This is a genomic window from Pigmentiphaga litoralis, assembly GCF_048632615.1.
Lineage (GTDB): Bacteria > Pseudomonadota > Gammaproteobacteria > Burkholderiales > Burkholderiaceae_B > Pigmentiphaga > Pigmentiphaga litoralis_B.
This window is the reverse complement of the sequence record NZ_CP184479.1, coordinates 2,188,351-2,210,769: the sequence shown is the minus strand read 5'-3', so window position 1 is coordinate 2,210,769 and position 22,419 is coordinate 2,188,351. Positions and strand designations below refer to the sequence as shown.

General features: G+C 66.2%; 19 protein-coding genes. 16 read left to right on the top strand and 3 right to left on the bottom strand.

Translation table 11 applies throughout. From position 1 onward, the window contains the following. Positions 1 to 4: 4 nt before the first annotated feature. The 13 genes from ftsL to ACNANG_RS09675 all read left to right on the top strand — a co-directional run bounded on the left by ftsL (position 5) and on the right by ACNANG_RS09675 (position 18,543). Positions 5 to 364: a cell division protein FtsL gene (ftsL, locus tag ACNANG_RS09735; RefSeq protein ID WP_179588827.1), complete on the top strand. Its 360-nt coding sequence runs from the start codon at positions 5 to 7 to the stop codon at positions 362 to 364. Further along, on the top strand, positions 361 to 2,109 hold the full coding sequence (locus ACNANG_RS09730; RefSeq protein ID WP_420227028.1) for a peptidoglycan D,D-transpeptidase FtsI family protein: 1,749 nt from the start codon (positions 361 to 363) through the stop codon (positions 2,107 to 2,109). The genes ftsL and ACNANG_RS09730 overlap by 4 nt, the downstream gene beginning before the upstream one ends. Continuing rightward, positions 2,106 to 5,321, top strand: coding sequence for a UDP-N-acetylmuramyl-tripeptide synthetase (murE, locus tag ACNANG_RS09725; RefSeq protein ID WP_420227027.1), 3,216 nt, complete (start codon positions 2,106 to 2,108; stop codon positions 5,319 to 5,321). Before ACNANG_RS09730 ends, murE begins: the two co-directional genes overlap by 4 nt. Beyond that, entirely contained in the window at positions 5,311 to 6,480 is a 1,170-nt protein-coding gene (gene mraY, locus ACNANG_RS09720; RefSeq protein WP_179589703.1) for a phospho-N-acetylmuramoyl-pentapeptide-transferase, read from the top strand. The genes murE and mraY overlap by 11 nt, the downstream gene beginning before the upstream one ends. A 13-nt stretch (positions 6,481 to 6,493) precedes the next feature. Continuing rightward, positions 6,494 to 8,029: a UDP-N-acetylmuramoyl-L-alanine--D-glutamate ligase gene (gene murD, locus ACNANG_RS09715; protein ID WP_420227026.1), complete on the top strand. Its 1,536-nt coding sequence runs from the start codon at positions 6,494 to 6,496 to the stop codon at positions 8,027 to 8,029. Position 8,030: 1 nt separating this feature from the next. Then, positions 8,031 to 9,224, top strand: coding sequence for a putative lipid II flippase FtsW (ftsW, locus tag ACNANG_RS09710; protein WP_420227025.1), 1,194 nt, complete (start codon positions 8,031 to 8,033; stop codon positions 9,222 to 9,224). A 20-nt stretch (positions 9,225 to 9,244) separates the two neighbouring features. After that, the gene (gene murG / locus ACNANG_RS09705; RefSeq protein ID WP_420227498.1) at positions 9,245 to 10,312 is read left to right on the top strand and encodes an undecaprenyldiphospho-muramoylpentapeptide beta-N-acetylglucosaminyltransferase; all 1,068 of its coding nucleotides are present in this window, start codon (positions 9,245 to 9,247) and stop codon (positions 10,310 to 10,312) included. Then, on the top strand, positions 10,309 to 11,754 hold the full coding sequence (gene murC / locus ACNANG_RS09700; RefSeq protein ID WP_420227024.1) for a UDP-N-acetylmuramate--L-alanine ligase: 1,446 nt from the start codon (positions 10,309 to 10,311) through the stop codon (positions 11,752 to 11,754). The genes murG and murC overlap by 4 nt, the downstream gene beginning before the upstream one ends. Further along, entirely contained in the window at positions 11,751 to 12,710 is a 960-nt protein-coding gene (locus tag ACNANG_RS09695) for a D-alanine--D-alanine ligase (RefSeq protein ID WP_420227023.1), read from the top strand. Before murC ends, ACNANG_RS09695 begins: the two co-directional genes overlap by 4 nt. An 11-nt stretch (positions 12,711 to 12,721) precedes the next feature. Further along, positions 12,722 to 13,543: a cell division protein FtsQ/DivIB gene (locus ACNANG_RS09690; protein WP_420227022.1), complete on the top strand. Its 822-nt coding sequence runs from the start codon at positions 12,722 to 12,724 to the stop codon at positions 13,541 to 13,543. Then, complete coding sequence (gene ftsA / locus ACNANG_RS09685; protein WP_179588834.1) at positions 13,540 to 14,772, top strand: cell division protein FtsA; 1,233 nt, start codon at positions 13,540 to 13,542, stop codon at positions 14,770 to 14,772. Before ACNANG_RS09690 ends, ftsA begins: the two co-directional genes overlap by 4 nt. A 266-nt stretch (positions 14,773 to 15,038) precedes the next feature. Beyond that, positions 15,039 to 16,256, top strand: a complete 1,218-nt coding sequence (gene ftsZ / locus ACNANG_RS09680) for a cell division protein FtsZ (RefSeq protein WP_420227021.1) — start codon at positions 15,039 to 15,041, stop codon at positions 16,254 to 16,256. A 307-nt stretch (positions 16,257 to 16,563) separates the two neighbouring features. Beyond that, a complete protein-coding gene (locus ACNANG_RS09675) occupies positions 16,564 to 18,543 on the top strand; it encodes a M48 family metallopeptidase (RefSeq protein WP_420227020.1) in 1,980 nt (659 codons plus the stop codon). 21 nt (positions 18,544 to 18,564) lie between these two features. Here the strand turns inward: ACNANG_RS09675 and ACNANG_RS09670 are convergent, their stop codons facing one another. After that, entirely contained in the window at positions 18,565 to 18,945 is a 381-nt protein-coding gene (locus ACNANG_RS09670; RefSeq protein WP_420227019.1) for a hypothetical protein, read from the bottom strand. A 3-nt stretch (positions 18,946 to 18,948) separates the two neighbouring features. Next, complete coding sequence (locus ACNANG_RS09665) at positions 18,949 to 19,764, bottom strand: hypothetical protein (RefSeq protein ID WP_420227018.1); 816 nt, start codon at positions 19,762 to 19,764, stop codon at positions 18,949 to 18,951. A 125-nt stretch (positions 19,765 to 19,889) separates the two neighbouring features. Here ACNANG_RS09665 and ACNANG_RS09660 point away from each other — a divergent pair, with 125 nt between their 5' ends. From ACNANG_RS09660 to ACNANG_RS09650, 3 genes are all read left to right on the top strand, one after another. Next, complete coding sequence (locus ACNANG_RS09660; protein WP_420227017.1) at positions 19,890 to 20,393, top strand: peroxiredoxin; 504 nt, start codon at positions 19,890 to 19,892, stop codon at positions 20,391 to 20,393. Between the two features lie 252 nt (positions 20,394 to 20,645). Then, positions 20,646 to 21,569: a UDP-3-O-acyl-N-acetylglucosamine deacetylase gene (lpxC, locus tag ACNANG_RS09655; RefSeq protein WP_420227016.1), complete on the top strand. Its 924-nt coding sequence runs from the start codon at positions 20,646 to 20,648 to the stop codon at positions 21,567 to 21,569. Between the two features lie 42 nt (positions 21,570 to 21,611). Next, positions 21,612 to 21,791, top strand: coding sequence for a hypothetical protein (locus ACNANG_RS09650; RefSeq protein WP_420227015.1), 180 nt, complete (start codon positions 21,612 to 21,614; stop codon positions 21,789 to 21,791). 31 nt (positions 21,792 to 21,822) lie between these two features. Here the strand turns inward: ACNANG_RS09650 and ACNANG_RS09645 are convergent, their stop codons facing one another. Further along, positions 21,823 to 22,395: a DciA family protein gene (locus ACNANG_RS09645; protein WP_420227014.1), complete on the bottom strand. Its 573-nt coding sequence runs from the start codon at positions 22,393 to 22,395 to the stop codon at positions 21,823 to 21,825. Between the last annotated feature and the right edge of the window lie 24 nt (positions 22,396 to 22,419).

Below are 22,419 nucleotides of genomic sequence, written 5' to 3'. Positions count from 1 at the left end.
CGCCATGGCCCGTCTTCTGTTCGTCCTGACCCTTGCGCTGATCGGCTGCGCGCTGTCGCTCGTCAGCAGCCAGTACGAAGCGCGCAGTCTGTTCATGGAGCTGGAACGCGCCCAGGTCGTGACGCGTGACCTGGACGTGGACTGGCGCCGTCTGCAGCTTGAACAGACCGATCATTCCAAGCACGGCCTGATCGACAACGTGGCCCGCAACACGCTCAAGATGGAGCCGGTCACGCCGGCCCGCACCATTTATCTCGCGCAGCGCCGCGACCAGGGCGATGCGCCCGTGGTCCTTCCGTTCGGACCGCTGGGCGAACCCATGCCGGCGCCTGCCGGCCGCAATCCGTCGGGAGCCCGCCGATGAAGCGCAAGAGCACACGAAGCGTCCGCTTTTCGTCCAATCCCGTGCTGCACGCCACGCTGCCGCCGTGGCGGTCGCGTTTCGTGCTGTTCCTGCTGTTCGCGGGCTTTGCGACCCTGATGGTGCGGGCCCTGTACCTGCAGGGGCTGTCCAATGAATTCCTGCAGCGCCAGGGCGAGTCGCGGTATGCGCGCACGCTGGTGTTGCCGGCCTCGCGCGGCAAGATCACCGACCGCAATGGCGTGGTGATCGCGTCGAGCGTGCCCGCGCGCGCCGTGTGGGCCATTCCGGAAGACGTGAAAGCGCCGCCCGACAAGCTGGCCGAACTGGCCACTCTGCTGGGCATTCCGCTGAGCGATCTGCAGCGCAAGCTGTCCAACGAAGACAAGACCTTCGTTTACCTGAAGCGCCAGCTGACGGTCGAAACCGCCGAGAAGGTGGCCGCGATGGGCCTGGAAGGCATCCATCAGCAACGCGAAACAATGCGCTATTACCCGGAAGGGGAAATGGTGGCGCACGTGCTGGGCTTTACCAATATCGAAGACAAGGGCCAGGAAGGCATCGAGCTGGCGTACAACTCGCAGCTGGCAGGCCGCGCCGGCAGCCGCCGCGTGATCAAGGACCGTCTGGGCCGCGTGGTCGAAGACGTGCAGGCCGTGCGTTCACCCGCCAACGGGCATGACCTGACGCTGTCCATCGATACCCGCATCCAGTACCTGCTGTTTTCGCAACTGAAAGCGGCGGTGGAAAAGAGCAAGGCGCGGGGCGCCGCGGCGGTCGTGGTCGACACGCGCACGGGCGAGATCCTGGCGCTGGTCAACCTGCCCACGTACAACCCCAATGCCCGCGAATCGCTCAATGGCGGCCAGCTGCGCAACCGCGCGCTGACCGACACCTTCGAGCCCGGTTCGACCATCAAGCCGTTTTCCATCGCATTGGCCATGGACCTGGGCCGTATCCGCGCGAACAGCACGTTCGACACGGGCAATGGCCGCATGACGTTCTTTGGCCGGTCGATTTCGGACACCCACGGCTATGGCGTGCTGAGCACGGCAGGCGTGATCGAGAAGTCGAGCAACATCGGCACGTCGCTGATCGCGAACCTGATCGAAAACCGCGAGATGTGGAACAAGTACAGCGAGCTGGGCTTCGGCCAGGTGCCCAAGCTGGACTTTCCCGGTGCGGTGGCGGGCCGCCTGCGGCCGTATGACCGGTGGCGCCCGATCGAAAAGGCCACGATGGCCTACGGCTACGGCCTGTCGGTGTCGCTGGTGCAGATGGCCCAGGCCTACACGGTGTTCGCCCGCAACGGCGACATGGTGCCGCTGTCGTTCCTGAAGACCGATCGCGAACCGACTCCCACGCAGGTCTACACGCCGGCCACGGCCAAGACCATGCGCAAGATGATGGAAGCGGTGACCGGCGCGGGCGGCACCGCCGTCCAGGCGCAGGTCATGGGATACCGCATCGCCGGCAAGACCGGCACCGCGCGCAAGATCATCAACGGCGCCTACAGCACCAAGTATGTGGCGTCGTTCATCGGGCTGGCGCCCGCGTCCAACCCGCGCCTGGTCGTGGCGGTGATGATGGACGAACCCACCACCGGCAGCGTGTACGGCGGCGCGGTCGCGGGCCCGGTGTTTTCCAATGTGGTGGGCGGCACGCTGCGGTTGATGGGTGTCGAACCCGATGCGCCGTTCAAGTCGCTGGTCGTGCCCGATGTGCCGTTGATGGAAGAAGTGCTGTGAACGCGGTGAACCACCGCGCGCAGGTGCGTGATCCGGCGGCCCTGGTGGCATGGCTGCGCGCGAACGTGCCGGCGTCGGCGCAGCTGACCCTGGATTCGCGGTCGGTGGCGGCGGGCGACGTATTCCTGGCCTATCCGGGCGCGCGCAGCGACGGGCGCGACTACCTGCGCCAGGCGCTGGCGCAAGGCGCCGCGGCCGTGGTGTTCGAAGCGGCGGAAGGCGCCCACGGCGCCGAGATCGATGGGGTGCTGGCCGAGCGCGGCGTGCCGGCCTGCGCGTTCGTGTGCCTGAAGGAAGCCTTGGGCGAGACGGCGTCGGCCTGGTATGGCGAGCCGTCCAAGGCCATGACGGTGATCGCGGTAACCGGCACCAATGGCAAGACCTCGTGCACGCAATGGCTGGCCGATGCGTTGACCGCCCATGGCCAGCCGTGCGGCGTGATCGGCACCTTGGGCATTCGCACGCCGACGGCCGATGGCGCCAGCGCCCATGTGGTGACCGGGCTGACGACGCCCGACGCCGTGGCCCTGCATCGGTCGCTGGCCCAGATGCGCGCGGCCGGCACGGTGGCCGTGGCGATCGAAGCTTCATCGATCGGCATTGCCGAAGGGCGCATGGATGGCCTGCATGTGGATGTGGCGGTGCTGACCAACCTGACCCGCGATCATCTGGACTACCACGGCGACATGGCCGAATACGAACGGCAGAAGACGCGGCTGTTCACCTGGAAGGGCGTGCGCGCGGCCATCGTGAACCTGGATGACCCGGCCGGGCATCGTGTGCTGGACGCGATCGCGGCCCATGCAGGCGCCGTCCAGGGCACGGGCCATGCGGATGGCAGCGCGAACGCCGCGGGCAACGACACCGCGTCCGGCGCGGTTGAACCGGTTGCCCTGATGGGTTTCACTCTGGGTGCCGCATCGGCGGCATTGGCCGCATCAACGGCCCCCACTGCGCCGGCAGCATCCGCGGCGACGCGCGACGGCGTTGCCGTCCTGTCGGCCAGCGATCTGCATGGCACCAGCCAGGGCATGGTCTTTACCTTGCATCTGGACGACCGGTCGGTGCAAATCGCCACGCATCTGCTGGGCGCGCACAACGTGGCCAATCTGTTGGCTGTGGGCGGCGTGCTGCGCGCGTTGGGCTGGTCGGTGCAGGACACGGCCAGCGCGCTGGGCCTGGCCCAGGCCGCGCCGGGCCGCCTTGAAGCCGTGGGTGCGCCAGACAGCGCGCCCGGTGACGGCACGCCCCTGGTCGTGGTGGACTACGCCCATTCGCCCGACGCACTGGAACGCGCGATCGATGCCCTGCTGCCGGTGGCGGCCGCGCGCGGCGGCAGCTGCGTGTGCGTGTTCGGGTGCGGTGGCGACCGCGACGCCGGCAAGCGGCCGGAAATGGGACGGATCGCGGCGGCGCGCGCCGACCGTGTCGTCATCACCAGCGACAACCCGCGCAGCGAATCGCCGCGGGCCATCATCGAACAGATCCTTGCCGGCGTGCCCGCGGATCTGCTCCAGCACTCTGACCGCGTGACGTCCGACATCGATCGGGCGCACGCCATCCGCGCCGCCATTCTGGGCGCCGACATTCACGACGTGATCCTGCTCGCGGGCAAGGGTCACGAGTCTTACCAGGAAATCGCCGGCGTGCGACAGCCCTTCTCGGATGTCGATGAAGCGCGCAAGGTCCTTGCCGGCTACCCGCGACAGGAAACACGTATTTTGGGCTTCATGAGTCTGGCGGATGCGACGTCCGCCATGCAAGGCGTGCTGCACGGCGCATCGGGCGAAACGGCCGCCGCGCCGCGCATCGCGATGCACGGTGTCAGCACCGATTCACGCAGCGTTGCCGCCGGCGACCTGTTCATTGCATTGGTCGGCGAAAAATTCGATGCGCACGATTACGTGGCAGCCGTGGCGCAAGCCGGGGCGGCGGCGGTCGTGGTGCAGCGTCCGATGGATGATGTCGGCGTGCCGCAGATCGTCGTATCCGACACGCGCGTGGCGCTGGCGCGCCTGGCCGCGGCATGGCGCGCGCGCTATGCGATTCCGGTGATCGGCGTGACCGGCAGCAATGGCAAGACGACGACCAAGGAAATGATCGCGTCGATTCTGGCGGCGTGGCACGGCGAGCCGGCGCGCCTGGCGACCCGGGGCAATCTGAACAACGAGATCGGCGTGCCGCTGACCCTGCTGCGCCTGACGCCAACGCACCAGAGCGCGGTGGTGGAACTCGGCATGAACCACCCGGGCGAGATCGCCCAGCTGGCGCGCATTGCCGCGCCGACCGTGGGCCTGGTGAACAACGCGCAGCGTGAGCATCAAGAATTCATGCACACCGTTGAAGCGGTCGCGCGTGAAAACGGCGCCGTGATCGACCACCTGCCGCCCGACGGCGTGGCCGTGTTCCCGAGCGACGATCCGCATACCCCGATCTGGACGGCGCTGGCCGGCGCGCGTCCCTGCCTGCGTTTTGGCCTGGACGGCGCGGCCGATGTCACGGCCACCGGCATCGACATGCAGGCCTTCGATACCCGCTTTACGCTGGTGACGCCCGCCGGGTCGGCGCCGGTAGTGTTGGCCGCCGCCGGCCTGCACAACGTTCGCAACGCATTGGCCGCTGCCGCCTGCGCGCTGGCCATTGGCGCACCACTGGCCACGGTGGTCGACGGCCTGCAGGCGTTTGCGCCGGTCAAGGGCCGCATGCAGCGTCATGCGCTGCCATCGGGCGGACTGCTGATCGACGACACGTACAACGCGAATCCGGATTCCGCCCGCGCCGCGATCGACGTGCTGGCCAGCCTGCCCGCGCCGCGCGTATTGGTATTGGGTGACATGGGCGAGGTCGGCAACGACAGCCCCGCCATGCATCGTGAAGTGGGCGAGTATGCGCGCGCCCGCGGCATCGATGCGGTGTTTGCGCTCGGCGACGCCACGCGCGATACGGTGGCGGCGTTCAAGGGCGATGCCGCGGTCAATGGCGCGGCAGACGCTTCGGCAGATGGCTCAGCCAATGCCGCCGGCAACGACACCCGGCGCGGCGTGCATGCGGATCGGGTCGAGGACCTGGCCCCGGCGATCCGGGCATTGCGGCCAGCGTCGGTGCTGGTGAAGGGTTCGCGCTTCATGCGTATGGAACGGGTGGTGGCGGCCTTGCTGGCCGGCAATGACCCGTCGACTGACTTTTTGAATGGTACGCGGAATGCTGCTTGAACTGGCCCAGTGGCTATCCGAAGACTTCCGGGGCTTCTCGGTTTTCAGCTATATCACGCTGCGCGCGGTGTTCGCGTGCGCAACCTCGTTGTTGATCGGGCTGGTGGCGGGCCCGTGGGTGATTCGCCGCCTGACGGCGCTCAAGATTGGACAGGCCGTGCGGGCCTATGGTCCGGAATCGCATCTGGTCAAGAATGGCACGCCGACCATGGGCGGCGCGCTCATCCTGATTTCGATCGGGGTGTCGACCGTGCTGTGGGCCGACTGGAGCAACCGGTTCGTGTGGGTCGTGCTGCTGGTCACCTTCGGCTTTGGCTGGATCGGCTGGGCCGACGATTACCGCAAGGTGGTGCGCCGCGATCCGGAAGGCATGCCGGCGCGCGAAAAGATGTTCTGGCAGGCGCTGATCGGCCTGGTCGCATCGGTCTATCTGACCTTCGCGATCGCGGCGCCCGACCTGGCCGGCACCTGGGTGCTGTTCCGGGACTGGATCCATGGCGGATTCACGATGGCATTGCCGACGCGGGCCGACCTGATCGTGCCGTTCTTCAAGAGCATCAGCCTGCCGTTGGGCGCGCTGGGCTTCATGGTGTTGACGTGGATGGTGATCGTCGGTACCAGCAATGCGGTCAACCTGACCGACGGGCTGGATGGCCTGGCGATCATGCCGACCGTGCTGGTAGGCAGTGCGCTGGGGGTGTTCGCGTATGTGGTCGGGCGTACCGATTATTCGCGCTACCTGCTGTTTCCGTACATTCCGGGCGCATCGGAACTGATGGTGATCTGCGCGGCGCTGGCCGGCGCGGGCCTGGCGTTCCTGTGGTTCAACGCGTACCCGGCGCAGGTGTTCATGGGTGATGTCGGCGCGCTGGCGCTGGGCGGCGCGCTGGGCACCATGGCCGTGATCGTGCGCCAGGAAATCGTGCTGTTCATCATGGGCGGCGTGTTCGTGGTCGAAACGCTGTCGGTGATCATGCAGGTCACGTGGTTCAAGTACACGAAGAAGCGGTATGGCCAGGGCCGCCGCATCTTCAAGATGGCGCCGCTGCACCATCACTTCGAAGTCAGCGGCTGGAAAGAAACGCAGGTTGTCGTGCGGTTCTGGATCATCACCATGATGCTGGTGCTGATCGGACTGTCGACCCTCAAGTTGCGGTGATGTGGACGCTTTGATGGACACGCTGGAGCCTTCAGTCGCGATGCCGTTCACCCTGGTCCTTGGCCTGGGCGAGACGGGCTCGGCCGCCGTGCAGTGGTGCGTACGCACCGGCTGCGGCGTGCGCGTGGCCGACACGCGGACCGAAACGAACGGCCTGGCCGCGCTGCGCGAGCAGGCGGGCGACGCCGTGTTCGTGCTCGGCGCGGCGGGCCTTCGGGACATCGACGGCGAATCGCACTTCGACCCCGCGCTGCTGGAGGGCGTGGACCGGGCCGTGCTGAGCCCCGGCCTGTCGCCCCGCCTGGCTCCGGCCCGCGCGCTGGTCGATGCCGCCAAGGCGCGTGGCATCCCGGTCATCGGCGAAATCGAACTGTTCGCGCAAGCGCTGAACACGCTCAAGAATGAGCAGGCCTATGCCCCCAAGGTATTGGCCATTACCGGCACCAATGGCAAGACCACGGTCACGTCGCTGACCGGCCGGCTGGTGGCCGCCGCCGGCAAGTCGGTGGCCGTGGCGGGCAACATCAGCCCCGCCGCGCTGACCGCCCTGATGGCCGCGCAGGACGCGGGTGCCTTGCCCGATGTATGGGTGCTGGAGCTGTCCAGCTTCCAGATGGAAACTACGAGCAGCCTGCGTCCGGATGCCGCCGTGGTGCTGAACGTCACGCAGGACCACCTGGACTGGCATGGCGACATGGCGTCCTATGCCGCCGCCAAGGCCAGGCTGCTGACGGCGTCGGCCATCGCGATCGTGAACCGGGATGACCCGGCCACGGTGGCCATGGTCGATCGCCTGGACGCCGAACGGGTGCGCAGCTTTGGCCGCGACCTGCCCGCGCTGGCCGGCGACATGGGCATGGACCATAGCCATGGCGTGGCCTGGCTGGCCGAATCGGCGTTCGACGAATTCGATGCCGAGCCGGTCAAACGCAAGAAGAACGACCCCATCCTGCGGACGGCCGGCCGCGTGGTACGCCTGATGCCGGTCGATGCCTTGCTGGTGCGCGGCCAGCACAACGCCGCCAACGTGCTGGCGGCCTTGCAGCTGGCCCGGTGCATCGGCCTGTCCCTGGTGCCGATGCTGCATTCCGTGCGCGATTACCGTGGCGAGCCGCATCGGGTGGAATTCCTGCGCACCATTGGTGGCGTGGACTTCATCGACGACAGCAAGGGCACGAACGTGGGCGCCACCGTGGCGGCACTTGAAGGGCTGGGCCAGCGGTCGGTATTGATTGCGGGCGGCGTGGGCAAGGGCCAGGACTTTGCGCCGCTGGCGCGCGCCGTGGCGCTGCATGCCCGCGCCGTGGTCCTGATCGGGCGCGACGCGCCCGCGATTGCCGAGGCCCTGGCCCGCACGAACGTGCCGCTGCTGACCAGCGATTCGCTCGAAGCCGCCGTTGCGACTGCCCTCACGCATGCCGAAGACGGCGACGCGGTGCTGCTGTCGCCGGCCTGCGCCAGCTTCGACATGTTCCGCGACTACAAGCACCGCGCCGATGTGTTCGACGCCGCGGTCACCGAACTCGCGCACGATCGCGGAGAAATCTGACATGAGCCTGTTCGCAGAACTGTCCAGCGGCGTGAACGCCGTCCGCCCAAGCCGCACGCGCATGCTCAACTACGACGCCGCGCTGGTGGTGTCGGCGGCCGCGCTGCTGCTGATGGGCCTCGTCATGGTGTATTCGGCATCGGTCACGCTGGCCGACTCGCCCAAGTACAAGAACTACGGCAACTACTTCTTCCTGATCCGCCACGTCGCGTACCTGCTGGTGGGTCTGTTCGCGGCGGTGTTCACCTTTTCGATCCGCCTGGATACGTGGCAGAAGTACGCCATGCTCCTGTTCACGATCTCGCTGGTGCTGCTGGCCCTGGTGCTGGTGCCGGGCGTGGGCCGCGAAGTGAACGGCGCGCACCGCTGGCTGCCGCTGGGTGTCGTCAACTTCCAGCCTTCGGAACTGATGAAGCTGGCGGTGCTGGTCTATGCGGCGGACTACACGGTGCGCAAGCAGGAACACATGCAGTTCTTCTGGCGAGGTTTCGTGCCGATGGCCGTCGCCATGGCGGCGTCGGGCCTGCTGTTGCTGCTCGAGCCCGACCTGGGCGCCTTCGTGGTGGTCGTGGCCATTTCCATGGGCATCCTGTTCCTGGGCGGCATGAACGGCAAGCTGTTCGCGGGCCTGACCGGCGTGCTGGTCGGCACCTTCATGCTGCTGATCTGGGCCGCGCCGTGGCGCCGCGAACGGCTGTTCGCCTACCTGGATCCGTGGAGCGAAGGCAACGCGCTGGGCAAGGCTTATCAGCTGTCGCATTCCCTGATCGCGTTCGGCCGGGGCGAATGGCTGGGCGTGGGCCTGGGCGGCAGCGTCGAAAAACTGCATTACCTGCCCGAAGCCCATACCGACTTCCTGCTGGCCGTGATTGGCGAAGAGCTGGGCTTTGTCGGCGTGGCCGTGGTGATCCTGCTGTTCGCGACCATCGTGCGCCGCGGCTTTGAAATCGGCCGCCAGGCCATCGCCATGGACCGCACCTTCAGCGGCCTGGTCGCCAAGGGTGTCGTGCTGTGGTTCGGCGTACAGACGCTGATCAACATGGGCGTGAACCTGGGCCTGCTGCCGACCAAGGGGCTGACGCTGCCGTTCATGAGCTTTGGCGGCACGGGCATCGTGTTCAACATGTGCGCGCTGGCCGTGCTGATGCGCGTGGATTACGAAAACCGCATCCTGATGCGCGGAGGGCGCCTGTGACCGCTCACGCACGCACCCTGATGGTCATGGCCGGTGGCACGGGCGGGCATATCATGCCCGGCCTGGCCGTCGCGCAGGACCTGCGCGCGCGCGGATGGAACGTGGTCTGGATGGGCCACCCCGAAGGCATGGAATCGCGCCTGGTGCCGCCGCAAGGCATTCCGCTGGTGCCGCTGCGCTTTTCGGGCGTGCGGGGCAAGGGCGTCAAGACGCTGGTCAAGCTGCCGTTCACGTTGCTGCGCGCGCTGGGCCAGGCCTTCTCGGCGCTGGGCCGGCACAAGCCGGACGTGGTGCTGGGCATGGGCGGCTACGTGGCCTTGCCCGGCGGGCTGATGGCGGCGATGCGCGGCATTCCGCTGGTGCTGCACGAACAGAATTCCGTGGCCGGCATGACCAACAAGGTGTTGGCCCGTGTGGCCGACCAGGTGCTGACGGCCTTCCCTGGCGCCTTCCCGGGCAAGACCGGGGACGAGCAGGTCGGCAATCCGGTGCGCCCGGAAATGACCCATGTCGCGGCGCCGGCGCAGCGCCTGGCCGGCCGCACCGGCCCCTTGCGTCTGCTGGTCGTGGGCGGCAGCCTGGGCGCGCAGGCCTTGAACGATACGGTGCCGCAGGCGCTGGCGCGCCTGCCTGCCGCCGAGCGGCCCACCGTGGTGCACCAGGCCGGCGAAAAGCACCTGGCGGCCCTGCAGGCGTCGTATGCCAAGGCCGGGGTGACGGGCGACTGCCGCGCGTTCATCACCGACATGGCGGCGGCCTATGCCGATGCCGACCTGGTGATCTGCCGGTCGGGCGCCATGACAGTGGCCGAGATCTGCTCGGCGGGCGCGGCCGCGCTGTTCGTGCCGTTCCCGCACGCCGTCGACGACCATCAGACCACCAATGCGAGATACCTGAGCGATGCGCAGGCCGGCTGGCTCAAGCCGCAATCGGCGCTGACGCCCGACTGGCTGGCGGCCTGGCTGGCCGAGCGCACCCGCCCCGAATTGATCGAGACCGCGACGCGTGCGCGTGCAATGGCCCGGCCGCAGGCAACCGCCCGCATCGCCGACATCTGCGAAGCCGCGGCGCGCAAAGAGAAACCATGAGACACCGGATCAGACACATCCATTTCGTTGGCATCGGCGGCTCCGGCATGAGCGGTATCGCCGAAGTCCTGCTGAACCTGGGCTACCGCATCAGCGGGTCCGACCTGGCCGACAACGCGACCACGCAGCGCCTGGCCGCGCTGGGCGCCTGCATCGTGCAAGGCCACAAGGCCGAGAACATCGAAGGCGTCGACGCCATCGTCACGTCGACCGCGGTGGCCGGCAACAATCCGGAAGTGATTGCGGCTCGCAACAAACGCATTCCGGTCGTGCCGCGCGCATTGATGCTGGCCGAACTGATGCGCCTGAAGCGCGGCATTGCCGTGGCCGGCACGCATGGCAAGACCACCACGACCAGCCTGGTCGCCAGCATTCTGGCCGCGGGCGACCTGGACCCCACCTTCGTGATCGGCGGCCGGCTGAATTCCGCTGGCGCCAACGCCAAGCTGGGGCAGGGCGAATTCATCGTGGTCGAGGCCGACGAGTCCGACGCGTCGTTCCTGAATCTGCTGCCCGTCATGGCGGTGATCACGAACATCGACGCCGATCACATGGACACCTATGGCCACGACTTCGCGCGCCTGAAGAGCGCCTTCGTCGAATTCACGCAGCGCATGCCGTTCTACGGCACGGCCGTGCTGTGTTCGGACGACGCCAGCGTGCGTGAAATCCTGCCCTTCATTTCGCGCCCGATCACGACCTACGGCTTCAATGCCGACGCGCAGATCCGCGCGATCGACGTGCGCGCCGACGGCCCACGCATGTGCTTTACCGTGCTGCGCCGCGACCGCGACGTCGAACTGCCGCCGATTGACATCACGCTGAACCTGCCGGGCGAGCACAACGTGCGCAACGCCCTGGCCGCCATCGCGGTGGCGACCGAACTGGGCGTTGCCGACAGCGCCATCCGCGATGCGCTGGCCGCCTTCAATGGCGTGAACCGCCGCTTCACCCAGGCCGGCGTGTTCCCGGTCAGCGACGCCAACGGCGGCGGCAGCTTCCGCGTGATCGATGACTACGGTCATCACCCTGTGGAAATGGCCGCCACCCTGGCCGCGGCCCGGGGCGCTTATCCGGAACACCGCATCGTGCTGGCGTTCCAGCCGCACCGCTATACCCGCACGCGCGACTGCTTCGAGGACTTCGTGAAGGTCCTGGGCACCGCCGACGCCGTGTTGCTGGCCGAGGTCTATCCCGCGGGCGAAACCCCGATCGTGGCCGCCGACGGCCGGTCGCTGACCCGCGCCGTGCGCGTGGTGGGCCGAGTCGAACCGGTGTTTGTCGAAGACATAGCCGACATGCCGCACACCATCGCCGACTTCGCGCGCGATGGCGACGTGGTCATCGTCATGGGCGCCGGATCGATCGGCGCCGTTCCGGCCAAGGTGGGCGCGATGTTCAGCGCGCCAGCCGCCCCGATTCTTCAAGGAAGTCCGTCATGAAGTCCCCGCAGTCCTTTGGCAAAGTCGGCGTGCTGTACGGCGGCAAGTCCGCCGAGCGCGACGTCTCCATCATGTCCGGCACGGGGGTGCACCAGGCCCTGCGCAATGCCGGCGTCGACGCCCACCTGTTCGACACGGGCGAACGCTCGCTGGCCGAACTGGCCGCCGAAGGCTTCGATCGCGTCTTCATCGCGCTGCATGGCCGGTACGGCGAAGACGGCACGCTGCAGGGCGCGCTGGAACTGCTGGGCATTCCGTACACCGGCAGCGGTCCGCTGGCGTCGTCGCTGGCCATGGACAAGATCATGACCAAACGCGTCTGGCTGCACGAAGCGCTGCCCACGCCGCGCTACGCCGTGCTCGATGCCGACACCGACCTGGACAACGTCATCTCGACGCTGGGCCTGCCCGTGTTCGTCAAGCCGCCGCACGAAGGCTCGACCCTGGGCGTGACCAAGGTCACGCGCCGCGACGACCTGGCCGCGGCCTACGCCAAGGCATCGGAATTCGACGAAGACGTGCTGGCCGAAGCCTTCATCAGCGGCCGCGAATTGACCGTCGCGATCCTGGGCAAGGGCGCCAGTGCGTATGCCCTGCCGGTGATCGAGATCGTGGCGCCGGATGGCAACTACGACTACGAACACAAGTACTTTGGCGACGAGACCAAGTACTTCTGCCCGGCCAACCTGCCGGAAGCCACGACCCGCCGCATCCAGGACATCTGCGTGGCCGCCTATCGCGCGATCGGCTGCGAAGGCTGGGGCCGCGCCGACGTGATCCTGGCGGACAACGGCGAACCGTATCTGCTCGAGATCAATACGTCGCCCGGGATGACCAGCCATTCGCTGGTCCCGATGGCCGCCGCCGCGAACGGCATGAACTATGAAAGCCTGTGTGTCGAGCTCCTCGCGGATGCCCGGTGCAAGGTCTCGGCCAGCCGGCCCCAAAGCGCTTAATCGGACGATCTGTGTGGAACGACTCCCGAACCCTCAACCTTCTTGCCAACACGCTGTATCTGTTGGCGGCGCTGGCATTGGGGTTGGCCGCGTTGCTGTGGATGGCGCAGCGGCCGGTGTTCGAGCTCAAGGGCATCGTGGTGGAAGCCGACAACGCCGAGCTGCAGCATGTGACGACAGCCAGCGTGCGCGCGACCATCGAGGGGCGGCTGACCGGCAATTTCTTCACGGCCGACCTGGAGCAGGTACGGCAGGTGCTCGAGACGGTGCCATGGGTGCGCCATGCCTCCATTCGCCGGCAGTGGCCCAACGCCCTGCGCGTGACGGTGGAAGAGCATCGGGTGCTGGGCCTGTGGAACGAAAACCGCTTGCTCAACACCTATGGGGAGTCGTTCACGGCGAACCTGGGCGAGGCCGAGGAGGATGGCGCGCTGCCGGTGTTCGGCGGCCCGCCGGGCTCGGAAAAACTCGTGGCGCAGCGCTATGCGGAACTGATCCGCTGGTTTGCGCCCATCAAGGTCGACCCGTCGCGGGTACTGCTGACTCAGCGGTATGCGTGGCAGGTCGAACTGTCGACCGGTCTGACGATCGATCTGGGCCGCGATCCGACCTCGGTCGGCGGGACCGATCCGGCGTCGCTCGAATCGCGTGTGCAGCGCTTCGTGCAGGCTGCCCCGGTCATCGACAGCCGGATCGGCAAGACGATCCATGCCGACCTGCGTTACCCCAACGGCTTTGCCATCACCACGGCAAAACCGGCGCCGGCGCCTAAGGCGACCCCCGGCACCAAGAAACCCGCATCAACCCCGAAAACTACGCAGAAAAAGCCATGACCCGTGAAACCAAGGACCTGATCGTTGCCCTCGACATTGGCACCAGCAAAGTGGTGGCAGTGGTGGCCGAGATGCAGCCGGAAGGGCGCTTCGAAGTCCTCGGCCTCGGGCAGCACGAGTCGCGCGGGATGCGCAAGGGCGTCGTCGTCAACATCGAGACGACCGTCAATTCGATCCAGCGCGCGCTCGAAGAAGCCGAGCTGATGGCCGATTGCAAGATCCGCGACGTGTTCACCGGCATTGCCGGCAGCCACATCCGCAGCTTCAATTCCAGCGGCATGGTCGCGATCAAGGACAAGGAAGTCACCGCGGCCGACGTGGCCCGTGTGATCGAGACCGCCAAGGCCATCAACATCCCGACCGATCAGCAAGTCCTGCACGTGCTGACGCAGGAATTCATCGTCGACGGCCAGGAAGACATCCGCGAGCCGATCGGCATGAGCGGCATCCGCCTGGAAGTGCGGGTGCATATCGTGACCGGCGCCGTCAGCGCCGCGCAGAACATCGTGAAGTGCGTGCGCCGCTGCGGCCTGGAAGTGCAGGACCTGATCCTGCAACCGCTGGCGTCCAGCCTGGCGTGCCTGACCACCGACGAAAAGGAACTGGGCGTGGTCCTGGTCGACATCGGCGGCGGCACCACCGACATCGCGATCTTTACCGGCGGCGCGATCCGCCACACGGCCGTGATCCCGATCGCGGGCGACCAGATCACCGGCGACATCGCCGCCGCGCTGCGCACGCCGACCCCCGATGCCGAAGAGATCAAGCTGCGCTATGGCGTGGCCAAGCAGGTGCTGGCCAGCCCCGACGAACGCATCGAAGTGCCGGGCCTGGGCGATCGTGGACCGCGTCAACTATCGCGTCAGGCGCTCGGCGCCGTGATCGAACCGCGCGTCGAAGAACTGTTCACCTTCGTGCAGCAGGTGGTGCGCGAATCCGGTTACGACGAACTGCTGTCGTCCGGCATCGTGCTGACCGGCGGTACCTCGCAGATGCCTGGCGTGGTCGAGCTGGCCGAAGACATTTTCCTGAAACCCGTGCGCCTGGGCGTGCCGGAATACACCGGCAGCCTGGCGGACGTGGTGCGCAGTCCGCGCTTTTCCACCGTGATGGGCCTGTTGGCCGAGGCGCGCCTCCAGCGTGTCCGCGGCCGCCGGGTTGCACAGCAGACCGGCAACGTCACGCAGATTTTCGCGCGCATGAAAGAGTGGTTTCTGGGGAATTTCTGAGTGCGAGCCCAGTCGCAGAAAGATTTTGTGCAAGTCCTGCAGTCGCAGTCGTAGTTGCAGTGCCCGGCCGGCGCAAGCCACCGGTACTTTCTTGTTCATTCAACCTATGGAGCCGCGTGTGCCGGGAATATGAAATATGAAGCGTGATCCTTGGCGGGGTCACAGCCGGCTGTTTTTGCCGCAAGGCTGCTTGTCCGGATCGCTTTTCATTTTTCGTATTCCCGATCACCCACTCCCAAACTGCCAGAACCTCTTCGGAGAACCTTATGAAATTCGAAATGCTTGACACCGATACCCGTGGCACGGTTATCAAGGTCGTGGGTGTGGGCGGAGCCGGCGGCAACGCCGTCGCCCACATGATTCGCCGTGGCGTCCAGGGTGTGGACTTCATCTGCGCCAATACCGACGCGCAAGCGCTGGCCCACACCAATGCCCCGATCCAGATCCGTCTGGGCCGCAGCGGCCTGGGCGCTGGCGCCAAGCCTGAGCAGGGCCGCGCCGCCGCCGATACGGCGCGCGAAGAAATCCGTGACGCGCTGCAAGGCGCGAACATGGTGTTCATTACCGCCGGCATGGGCGGTGGCACGGGCACGGGCGCGGGTCCGGTCGTGGCGGAAGTCGCCAAGGAACTGGGCATCCTGACCGTGGCCGTCGTGACCAAGCCGTTCGCATTCGAAGGCGGCAAGCGCATGCGCATGGCCGAAGAAGGCATCGATGCACTGTCGGAACACGTGCACTCGCTGATCGTCGTGCTGAACGAAAAGCTGTATGACCTGATGGGCGAAGACGCCACCCAGGAAGACTGCTTCAAGAATGCCGACGACGTGCTGCACAACGCCTGCGCCGGCATCGCCGAAATCATCAACGTCGACGGCAACGTCAACGTCGACTTCGAAGACGTCAAGACCATCATGAGCGAGCAGGGCAAGGCCATGATGGGTACGGCCATCGCCAGCGGCGTGGACCGCGCGCGCGTGGCCGCCGAGCATGCCATTGCATGCCCGCTGCTCGAAGGCATCGACCTGAACGGCGCGCGTGGCGTGCTGGTCAACATCACCGCCAGCCGTTCGCTGAAGATGCGCGAAACGCGCGAAATCATGGACACCATCCGCAGCTACGCCGCCGAAGAAGCCACCGTGATCTTCGGCGTGGCGTACGACGACGCGATCGGTGAAGACCTGCGCGTGACCGTGGTCGCCACCGGCCTGGGCCGCGCGAAGGCCAAGCCGCAACTGGTGCAGAACGCCATGCCCCAGCTGCGCACCGGCACCAGCGATGCGCACGTCTACCAGCAAGCGGGCGGCAACGCCGGCAACCTGGGTGGCGGCAACAGCAACCACAACGGTTCGACCAACTACCACGACTACGACACGCCGACCGTATTCCGCAATCCGCGCGATGCGTCGATGCGCGTCCAAGCCCTGGAAAGCTCGGGCATGGAACATCTGGACATCCCGGCCTTCCTGCGCAAGCAAGCCGACTGATCGTTCGATTTTTCAGAAAAACCGCCGCGTGGAGCGATCCACGCGGCGGTTTTTTTATGGTCCAGTGCTTCGTGGATGCGCCAACGGGGGGCGTGATGCGCCAACGGAGGGCTTATCCGCGATCGTTCCGATACACCGCTGCGCTTTTGTTACGCCATCAAAGCAAGAGCACGGTATACCCTTTGCGCACCGCTCCCCTCGTGCGCAGCGCCCAGCGAGGACACCGCGGATCCGGCTTTGCCGGTCCGCCAAGTGTCGCCCCTGGGGGAGGCGCGAAGCGCCAAGGGGGGCCACTCTGGAGTCGTCGATGTCCACCCCACGCACCGTGCACGCGCAGCTCATACGAGTCTTCGTGCTGACCCTCGTATCGCTGTTCCTGATCCCCATCGCCACCTTGTTGTTCACTGAATACGCCTTGCGCACGCAAGACGCGGAATTCATCCAGAGCATCGAACAGCGGATGGGCGCGGACCCGACGATGTCTCCCGCGGAACGCGCCGAGTCCATTGCGTACTACCGCAGCCATCCGCTGTCAGGAGCATGTGCCGCCACGGGACCGGAAGACCAGGTCTATCACGACAAGGTGTGCAGTCCCTATTCGATGCACTGGCAGTTCCACTACCTGGAGCTGACCGCAATCTGGACGCTCGTGCTCGGCGTGGCCCTGCTGCTTGCCGCACTGGCGCTTGGCGCGGTTGCGTATGTCAGCCGGCCCCTGCGGTATGCGGCGTTCGTCACGGGCTGGCGGCTGGTCACGATCACCAGCGCAATCGAAGTCGTGCTGCAAAGCGTGATGCTGGTGTGGCTGTCGTTCTGGGTCACCGCGTATTTCTGGAACAGCTACTACGTCAAGCTGATCGCGCTGGCCGGCATTGCCGCCGCGGCCGCGGTGTTCTTTGCGATCTGGACGCTGTTCAAGCGCATTCCGTCGGGCAATGCGGTGGAAGGCGAACTGATCGCCGAAGCCGATGCGCCGCGCCTGTGGGACCGCATCCGCCAGCTGGCCACGGCCGCAAAGACCACGCCGCCCGATCACGTGGTGGCGGGCATCGACACCAACTTTTTCGTGACCGAGGCGCCGTGCGACGTAGGTGGCCGGACACTGACCGGGCGCACGCTGTTCGTCAGCCTGCCGCTGTTGCGGGTACTGGATCAGACTGAAGCCGATGCGGTGCTGGCGCATGAACTGGCTCATCTGGGCGGCGGCGATACACGCATGAGCGCGGCCCTGGGCCCGAAACTGCAGCAGTTCGACCGGTACACGTGGCAGATGCGCGAAGGCGGTCTGACGATCGTCACGCATTACCTGTTGCGCCTGTTCCGGATGATCATCGAATATGCGTTGGCGCGCGACAGCCGCGAACGTGAGCATGCAGCGGACCGCGTAGCGGCCGAGGTAACTGACCCCGACGCCGTTATCCGCGCGCTGATCAAGATCACCGCCTACGCAAGCTATCGCAACAGCGTCGAAAACCGGCTGTTCGCGCAGCAGCATCAGCACGACGGCGCCCTGGGCATCGCGCGGTTCGTGGCGGAAGGCCTGCCACCGTATGCCCGGTCATCGGACTTCCTGGCCGACATGCAGCAGGGCGGCGTGCCGCATCCGTACGACAGCCATCCGCCTTTGTCGGAGCGCATGCGCCACGTCAACCATCCGATTGCCGAACAGGACTACGGCCGGATCGTGGCGACGCCCCCGGCCGCGACCTGGGTCGACGATATCGAAACCGCCGACGCGATCGAACAGCGCCTGTGGAGCGAGTACGAACAGCGCTTCGTGCAGGACCACGAACTGAGCCTGGCCTACCGCTACGAGCCCGCGACCGAAGACGAGAAGGACCACGTCCTGCGCTTTTTCCCGCCCGTTTCGTTTGACCTGAAGGACGGCAACATTGCCGTGACCTACCTGGGCCTGGCGCCCAGCGCCAGCATGGGCGCGGCCGTGACCTGGGACGAGATCAAGGGCCTGACCTTCAAGGACAGCAACTTTGGCCGGGACACCTTGAAGGTGACCCATTTCGAGAAAGGCACGTTGGGCGCCAAGACCAGCACCATCAAGCTGACGGGCCTGGGCAAACGCAAGGACGAGTTCAAGGCGGCGGTAGGCCAGTACTGGCATCGTCATCAGGTGATGCGCGCGCAGCGGCAACAGGCGGCCGAGACGCTGGCGGCAGCGGGGGCGGGGGCGGCAAGTGGGGGGACGGCGGCGCCGGTGACGGTAACAGCGGACAGTACGGGCGGCGACGTCACGGGCGGTGCAACGGGTGACAGCCGGCCGCAAGTCTGACGGGACGGGTCAGGTCATCCGCTAAGGAAACGGGCGGATGACCTTTTCTTCGCCCGGCTTGATTGGCCCGACGTGCGTGCGGATCATGGCGTAGTCGGGGTGCCGGGGTCCGTAGCACTGGTAGCTTTCGGCCACCGGTTGTCCCGGCTCGGCTGACCTCAACTGCAGGCAGATGTCGCCGTTCGCCTTTGCGGTGGCCACGCCAAAGAAGGTATCTTCAGCCGGCGGGCGCGTGCGCGTGCCCGCAGGGCGGCCGTGCTCCGGCCCCGCGACAGGCACTGCCTGCCACGCCACTGCTGGCATGGCAGGCGCCGATGCATGCGTGGCAGCCGCCGCCGGCGCCGCCTGGCCCGCCATGAAGCTGACCAGTACCGCCACCGGCATGGCGAGCGCCCCGTGCATCGATCAGTTGTTGCGCAGGAACTCGCGGATGAAATCGTCCTGGTTCGGCGCGTTTTCTTCCGTCGTGAACACCACCTTGCGATCGACCACACGGGCGCGCAGTTCCGGGCCGAACTGGCAGGTGATCTGGCTCAGGCCGCCAGCCTTCTGCTTGAAGTTGGCCGACGTGTCGCTGCACATCCGATCCAGCCCCGCCGCTACCGCGCCGCAATACCCTTGCACGCTGATCTTCTTCAGGCGCTCGTCCTTGATCGCCGCCCAGTCCACGGTGGTCTTGACCGGCACACCGCATGATGCGCTGGCGGCCGCATCGGTCGCGGCCAAGGCGGCCTGGCCCTGCTGCACATGCTTGTCACGATCGAAGCGCGCCAGCTTCTGCTGCACGCCCTGTTTGTTCTGCGATTCATAGGTGGCCAGCAAGGCTGCCGGCTTCATGGCTTTCGACTTCTTTTCGTCGTACGACAGCGCATATTCCTGCTTGCGGCCGGGCAGGTAGGCAACGTAGCGGTCACCGCCGCCATACATGGCGCCTTTTTTCTGCACCATGCCGGAGTCGCGGCCATCGAAGGTCGTCACATAGGCGTCGGTGCTGCCGCCCCACCGTTCCACGCGCGTCAGGAACACCACCTTGTCGACCGGGTGGTTGACGCCGCTGATGCGCATCAGCGCCTGCTTGCCGTCCGCGGTCGGCGCGATCACGACTTCGACGCCTTCATCCGCCGAGAACACTTTGGGGTAGCTGGCCAATTCGAGCGCCGAAACGTTTGCCGAGGCAATGACGCAGACGGTGGCAAGGAGGGGCAGGGCGTGGGTGCGCATGGATGTCCTGGATCAGTGGATGGGTGCAACGATCTTAGACGCGCAAGAATTTAGCAAGGGTACGAAGTTGCAATCGATAGTTGCCTATACTGTCCGGCTGTATTCCCTACTTACTGGAGTTGAACATGACCATCAAAGTTGGCGATCGCGTCCCCGACGGCACCCTGACCGAGTTCATTGCAGTGGAAACCGAAGGCTGCGCCCTGGGGCCCAACGCCTTTCCGGTGGCGGATCTGGTCAAGGGCAAGAAGATCGCGGTCTTCGCGGTTCCCGGCGCCTTTACCCCGACCTGCTCGGCCAAGCACGTTCCCAGCTATCTGGAAAACCTTGACGCCATCAAGGCCAAGGGCGTGGACGAAGTCTGGTGCGTGGCCACCAATGACGCATTCGTCATGGGCGCCTGGGCCAAGGACCAGAAGGCGGGCGGCAAGATCCGCTTCATGGCCGACGGTTCGGTCAAGTGGACCAAGGCGCTCGGTCTGGACATGGACCTGACCGAACGTGGCATGGGCGTGCGTTCGCAGCGCTATTCCATGCTGCTGGACGATGGCGTGGTCAAGCAACTGAATGTCGAAGCCGCCGGCAAGTACGAAGTCAGCGACGGCGCGACGATGCTCGGTCAGCTGTAAGGCACGACGCCGGGGCCGGGCGGCATGCCAGGCCTCGGTGGATCTTCGCTGTTCCCGTGTTCAGCCGCGCCGCTCCGCGCGCGAACTTTTCCCTTGGCCGTCCCTCTATGGATGAGCCATCTGTATCGCTTTCTGCATGGTGCGTTGCAACCGGTTTCAGCCTCTCTGTGGCTGGCGCGACGACGGCATCTGGTTCCGCTAGCACAGAAACGTTACAATCCTCCTCTGCTTTCCTTCTTTTGGCCCATTGCCATGCTTCGTCAGCGCACCATCCAAAGCGTTACCCGCACGACTGGCGTCGGCCTGCACTCAGGTCGCCGGGTCGAGCTGACGCTGCGGCCCGCCGCGCCTGATACCGGCATCGTGTTTCACCGCATCGATCTGCCCGAACCTGTCGACCTGCCCGCGTCCGCGCTGGAAGTGGGCGACACGCGCATGGCGTCGGTGCTGCAGAAAGGCAATGTACGGGTGTCCACTGTGGAACACCTGATGTCGGCCTGCGCCGGCCTGGGCATCGACAATCTGCATGTCGACCTGACCGCCGAAGAAGTGCCGATCATGGACGGCAGCGCGGGTACCTTCGTGTTCCTGCTGCAGTCGGCCGGGCTGGAAGAACAGAACGCTGCCAAGAAATTCATCCGGGTGCTGGAACCCGTGGAAGTGCGCGAAGGCGAAGGCGCGGGCGCCAAGTGGGCTCGCCTGGAACCGTTCGATGGCTACGCGCTGGCGTTTTCGATCGACTTCCATCATCCGGCGATCGATTCGACCGCAAACTTCGCCGAGATCGATTTCTCCAAGCAGTCCTATGTGCGCGAGATCGCCCGCGCCCGAACCTTCGGCTTCATGCAGGACGTCGAAAACCTGCGTGCCGCGGGCCTGGCCCGGGGTGGCAGTCTCGACAACGCCATCGTGATGGATGAATACCGGGTGCTGAACGCCGACGGCCTTCGGTACGACGATGAATTCGTCAAACACAAGATCCTGGATGCCATTGGCGACCTGTATCTGATCGGCAAGCCGCTGATCGCCCGCTACGTCGCGCACAAGTCCGGCCACGGCATGAACAATCAGCTGGTGCGCGCACTGCTGGCCCGGCAGGACGCGTGGGAACTGGTGTCGTTCGAATCCACGGCCGCCGCGCCGCGCGCATTCCGCCAGGAATGGGCGCTGGCCTGAGCGCCAGGCTCGCCACCGCTCGTCACTTCCCGGCCTGGCCCCTTGGTTCTCGTCCGCCTTCTTGTCGTGCTGCTGGCCGTTGCGGTCGGCCTGCTGATCATTGCCGGCTTCGTGACGGGCAACCGCAAGCACTATCAGCGCGCATGGAAGCTTGGCCGGATCGGCATTGCCGTTGCGCTGGTGTTCTTTGCCGTGTTGTTCGTCAGCCGGCTGATCGACTGACCGGTTTGCGGGTGGCCCGCGCGGCCAGCCGTCAGCCGTCCTTGCGCCGGGCCAGCAGCCGCGCCACGGCGTCGGCCAGCGGTCCTTCCCGCAGGTGTCCCTGCAGTTCCTCGAACGCCGCAATCCCTTGATTTCCCAGGGGTTGGGCGGGCTGCCGGGGTAGGGCATGTTCGGCCATCAGGGCTTCAACGGGCCGGGTCAGGGACGCTTGAACGCGCACTGCGATTCCGTTAACCTGCCACCCTTGCTTTTCGAGCCCGGCCACGATCCGCGGCGCCAACTGGCGCAGTTTGGCCGAGTGCGATGCCGCCGGCACCCCCAAAGTCAGGTTATTGTCCTGGAAGCGGAGCACGCGGCAGGCGCCCCGCAGGGCCTCGGGCAGCGCGGCATCCACCTGGCGTTGCAGGGCCATGAGCTGGGTGGCGGTGCTCATCAGGCTGGCGCCGCGGCTGTCCTGGCGCAACCAGTTCATCGTAGCGGTCTGCGATGCCGGATCGGTCAGTTTTTTCTTGCGTCGTAGCACTGCGAGAAAGTCTCGAATGAAAAGCGGGCGAACAGGTCCAAAGGGACACCACGTACCAGAAGGGTGCAGCGCGCCGAGCAAGGCGCATCAGTCCAGGAGGCACGC

Excerpts from the sequence above, each read along its gene's own strand:
- ftsL (WP_179588827.1), top strand. The coding sequence starts at position 5 with ATGGCCCGTCTTCTGTTCGTCCTGACCCTTGCGCTGATCGGCTGCGCG.
- ACNANG_RS09730 (WP_420227028.1), top strand. The coding sequence starts at position 361 with ATGAAGCGCAAGAGCACACGAAGCGTCCGCTTTTCGTCCAATCCCGTG.
- mraY (WP_179589703.1), top strand. The coding sequence starts at position 5,311 with ATGCTGCTTGAACTGGCCCAGTGGCTATCCGAAGACTTCCGGGGCTTC.
- murD (WP_420227026.1), top strand. The coding sequence starts at position 6,494 with ATGGACACGCTGGAGCCTTCAGTCGCGATGCCGTTCACCCTGGTCCTT.
- ftsW (WP_420227025.1), top strand. The coding sequence starts at position 8,031 with ATGAGCCTGTTCGCAGAACTGTCCAGCGGCGTGAACGCCGTCCGCCCA.
- murG (WP_420227498.1), top strand. The coding sequence starts at position 9,245 with ATGGTCATGGCCGGTGGCACGGGCGGGCATATCATGCCCGGCCTGGCC.
- murC (WP_420227024.1), top strand. The coding sequence starts at position 10,309 with ATGAGACACCGGATCAGACACATCCATTTCGTTGGCATCGGCGGCTCC.
- ACNANG_RS09695 (WP_420227023.1), top strand. The coding sequence starts at position 11,751 with ATGAAGTCCCCGCAGTCCTTTGGCAAAGTCGGCGTGCTGTACGGCGGC.
- ftsA (WP_179588834.1), top strand. The coding sequence starts at position 13,540 with ATGACCCGTGAAACCAAGGACCTGATCGTTGCCCTCGACATTGGCACC.
- ftsZ (WP_420227021.1), top strand. The coding sequence starts at position 15,039 with ATGAAATTCGAAATGCTTGACACCGATACCCGTGGCACGGTTATCAAG.
- ACNANG_RS09675 (WP_420227020.1), top strand. The coding sequence starts at position 16,564 with ATGTCCACCCCACGCACCGTGCACGCGCAGCTCATACGAGTCTTCGTG.
- ACNANG_RS09670 (WP_420227019.1), bottom strand. The coding sequence starts at position 18,945 with ATGCACGGGGCGCTCGCCATGCCGGTGGCGGTACTGGTCAGCTTCATG.
- ACNANG_RS09665 (WP_420227018.1), bottom strand. The coding sequence starts at position 19,764 with ATGCGCACCCACGCCCTGCCCCTCCTTGCCACCGTCTGCGTCATTGCC.
- ACNANG_RS09660 (WP_420227017.1), top strand. The coding sequence starts at position 19,890 with ATGACCATCAAAGTTGGCGATCGCGTCCCCGACGGCACCCTGACCGAG.
- lpxC (WP_420227016.1), top strand. The coding sequence starts at position 20,646 with ATGCTTCGTCAGCGCACCATCCAAAGCGTTACCCGCACGACTGGCGTC.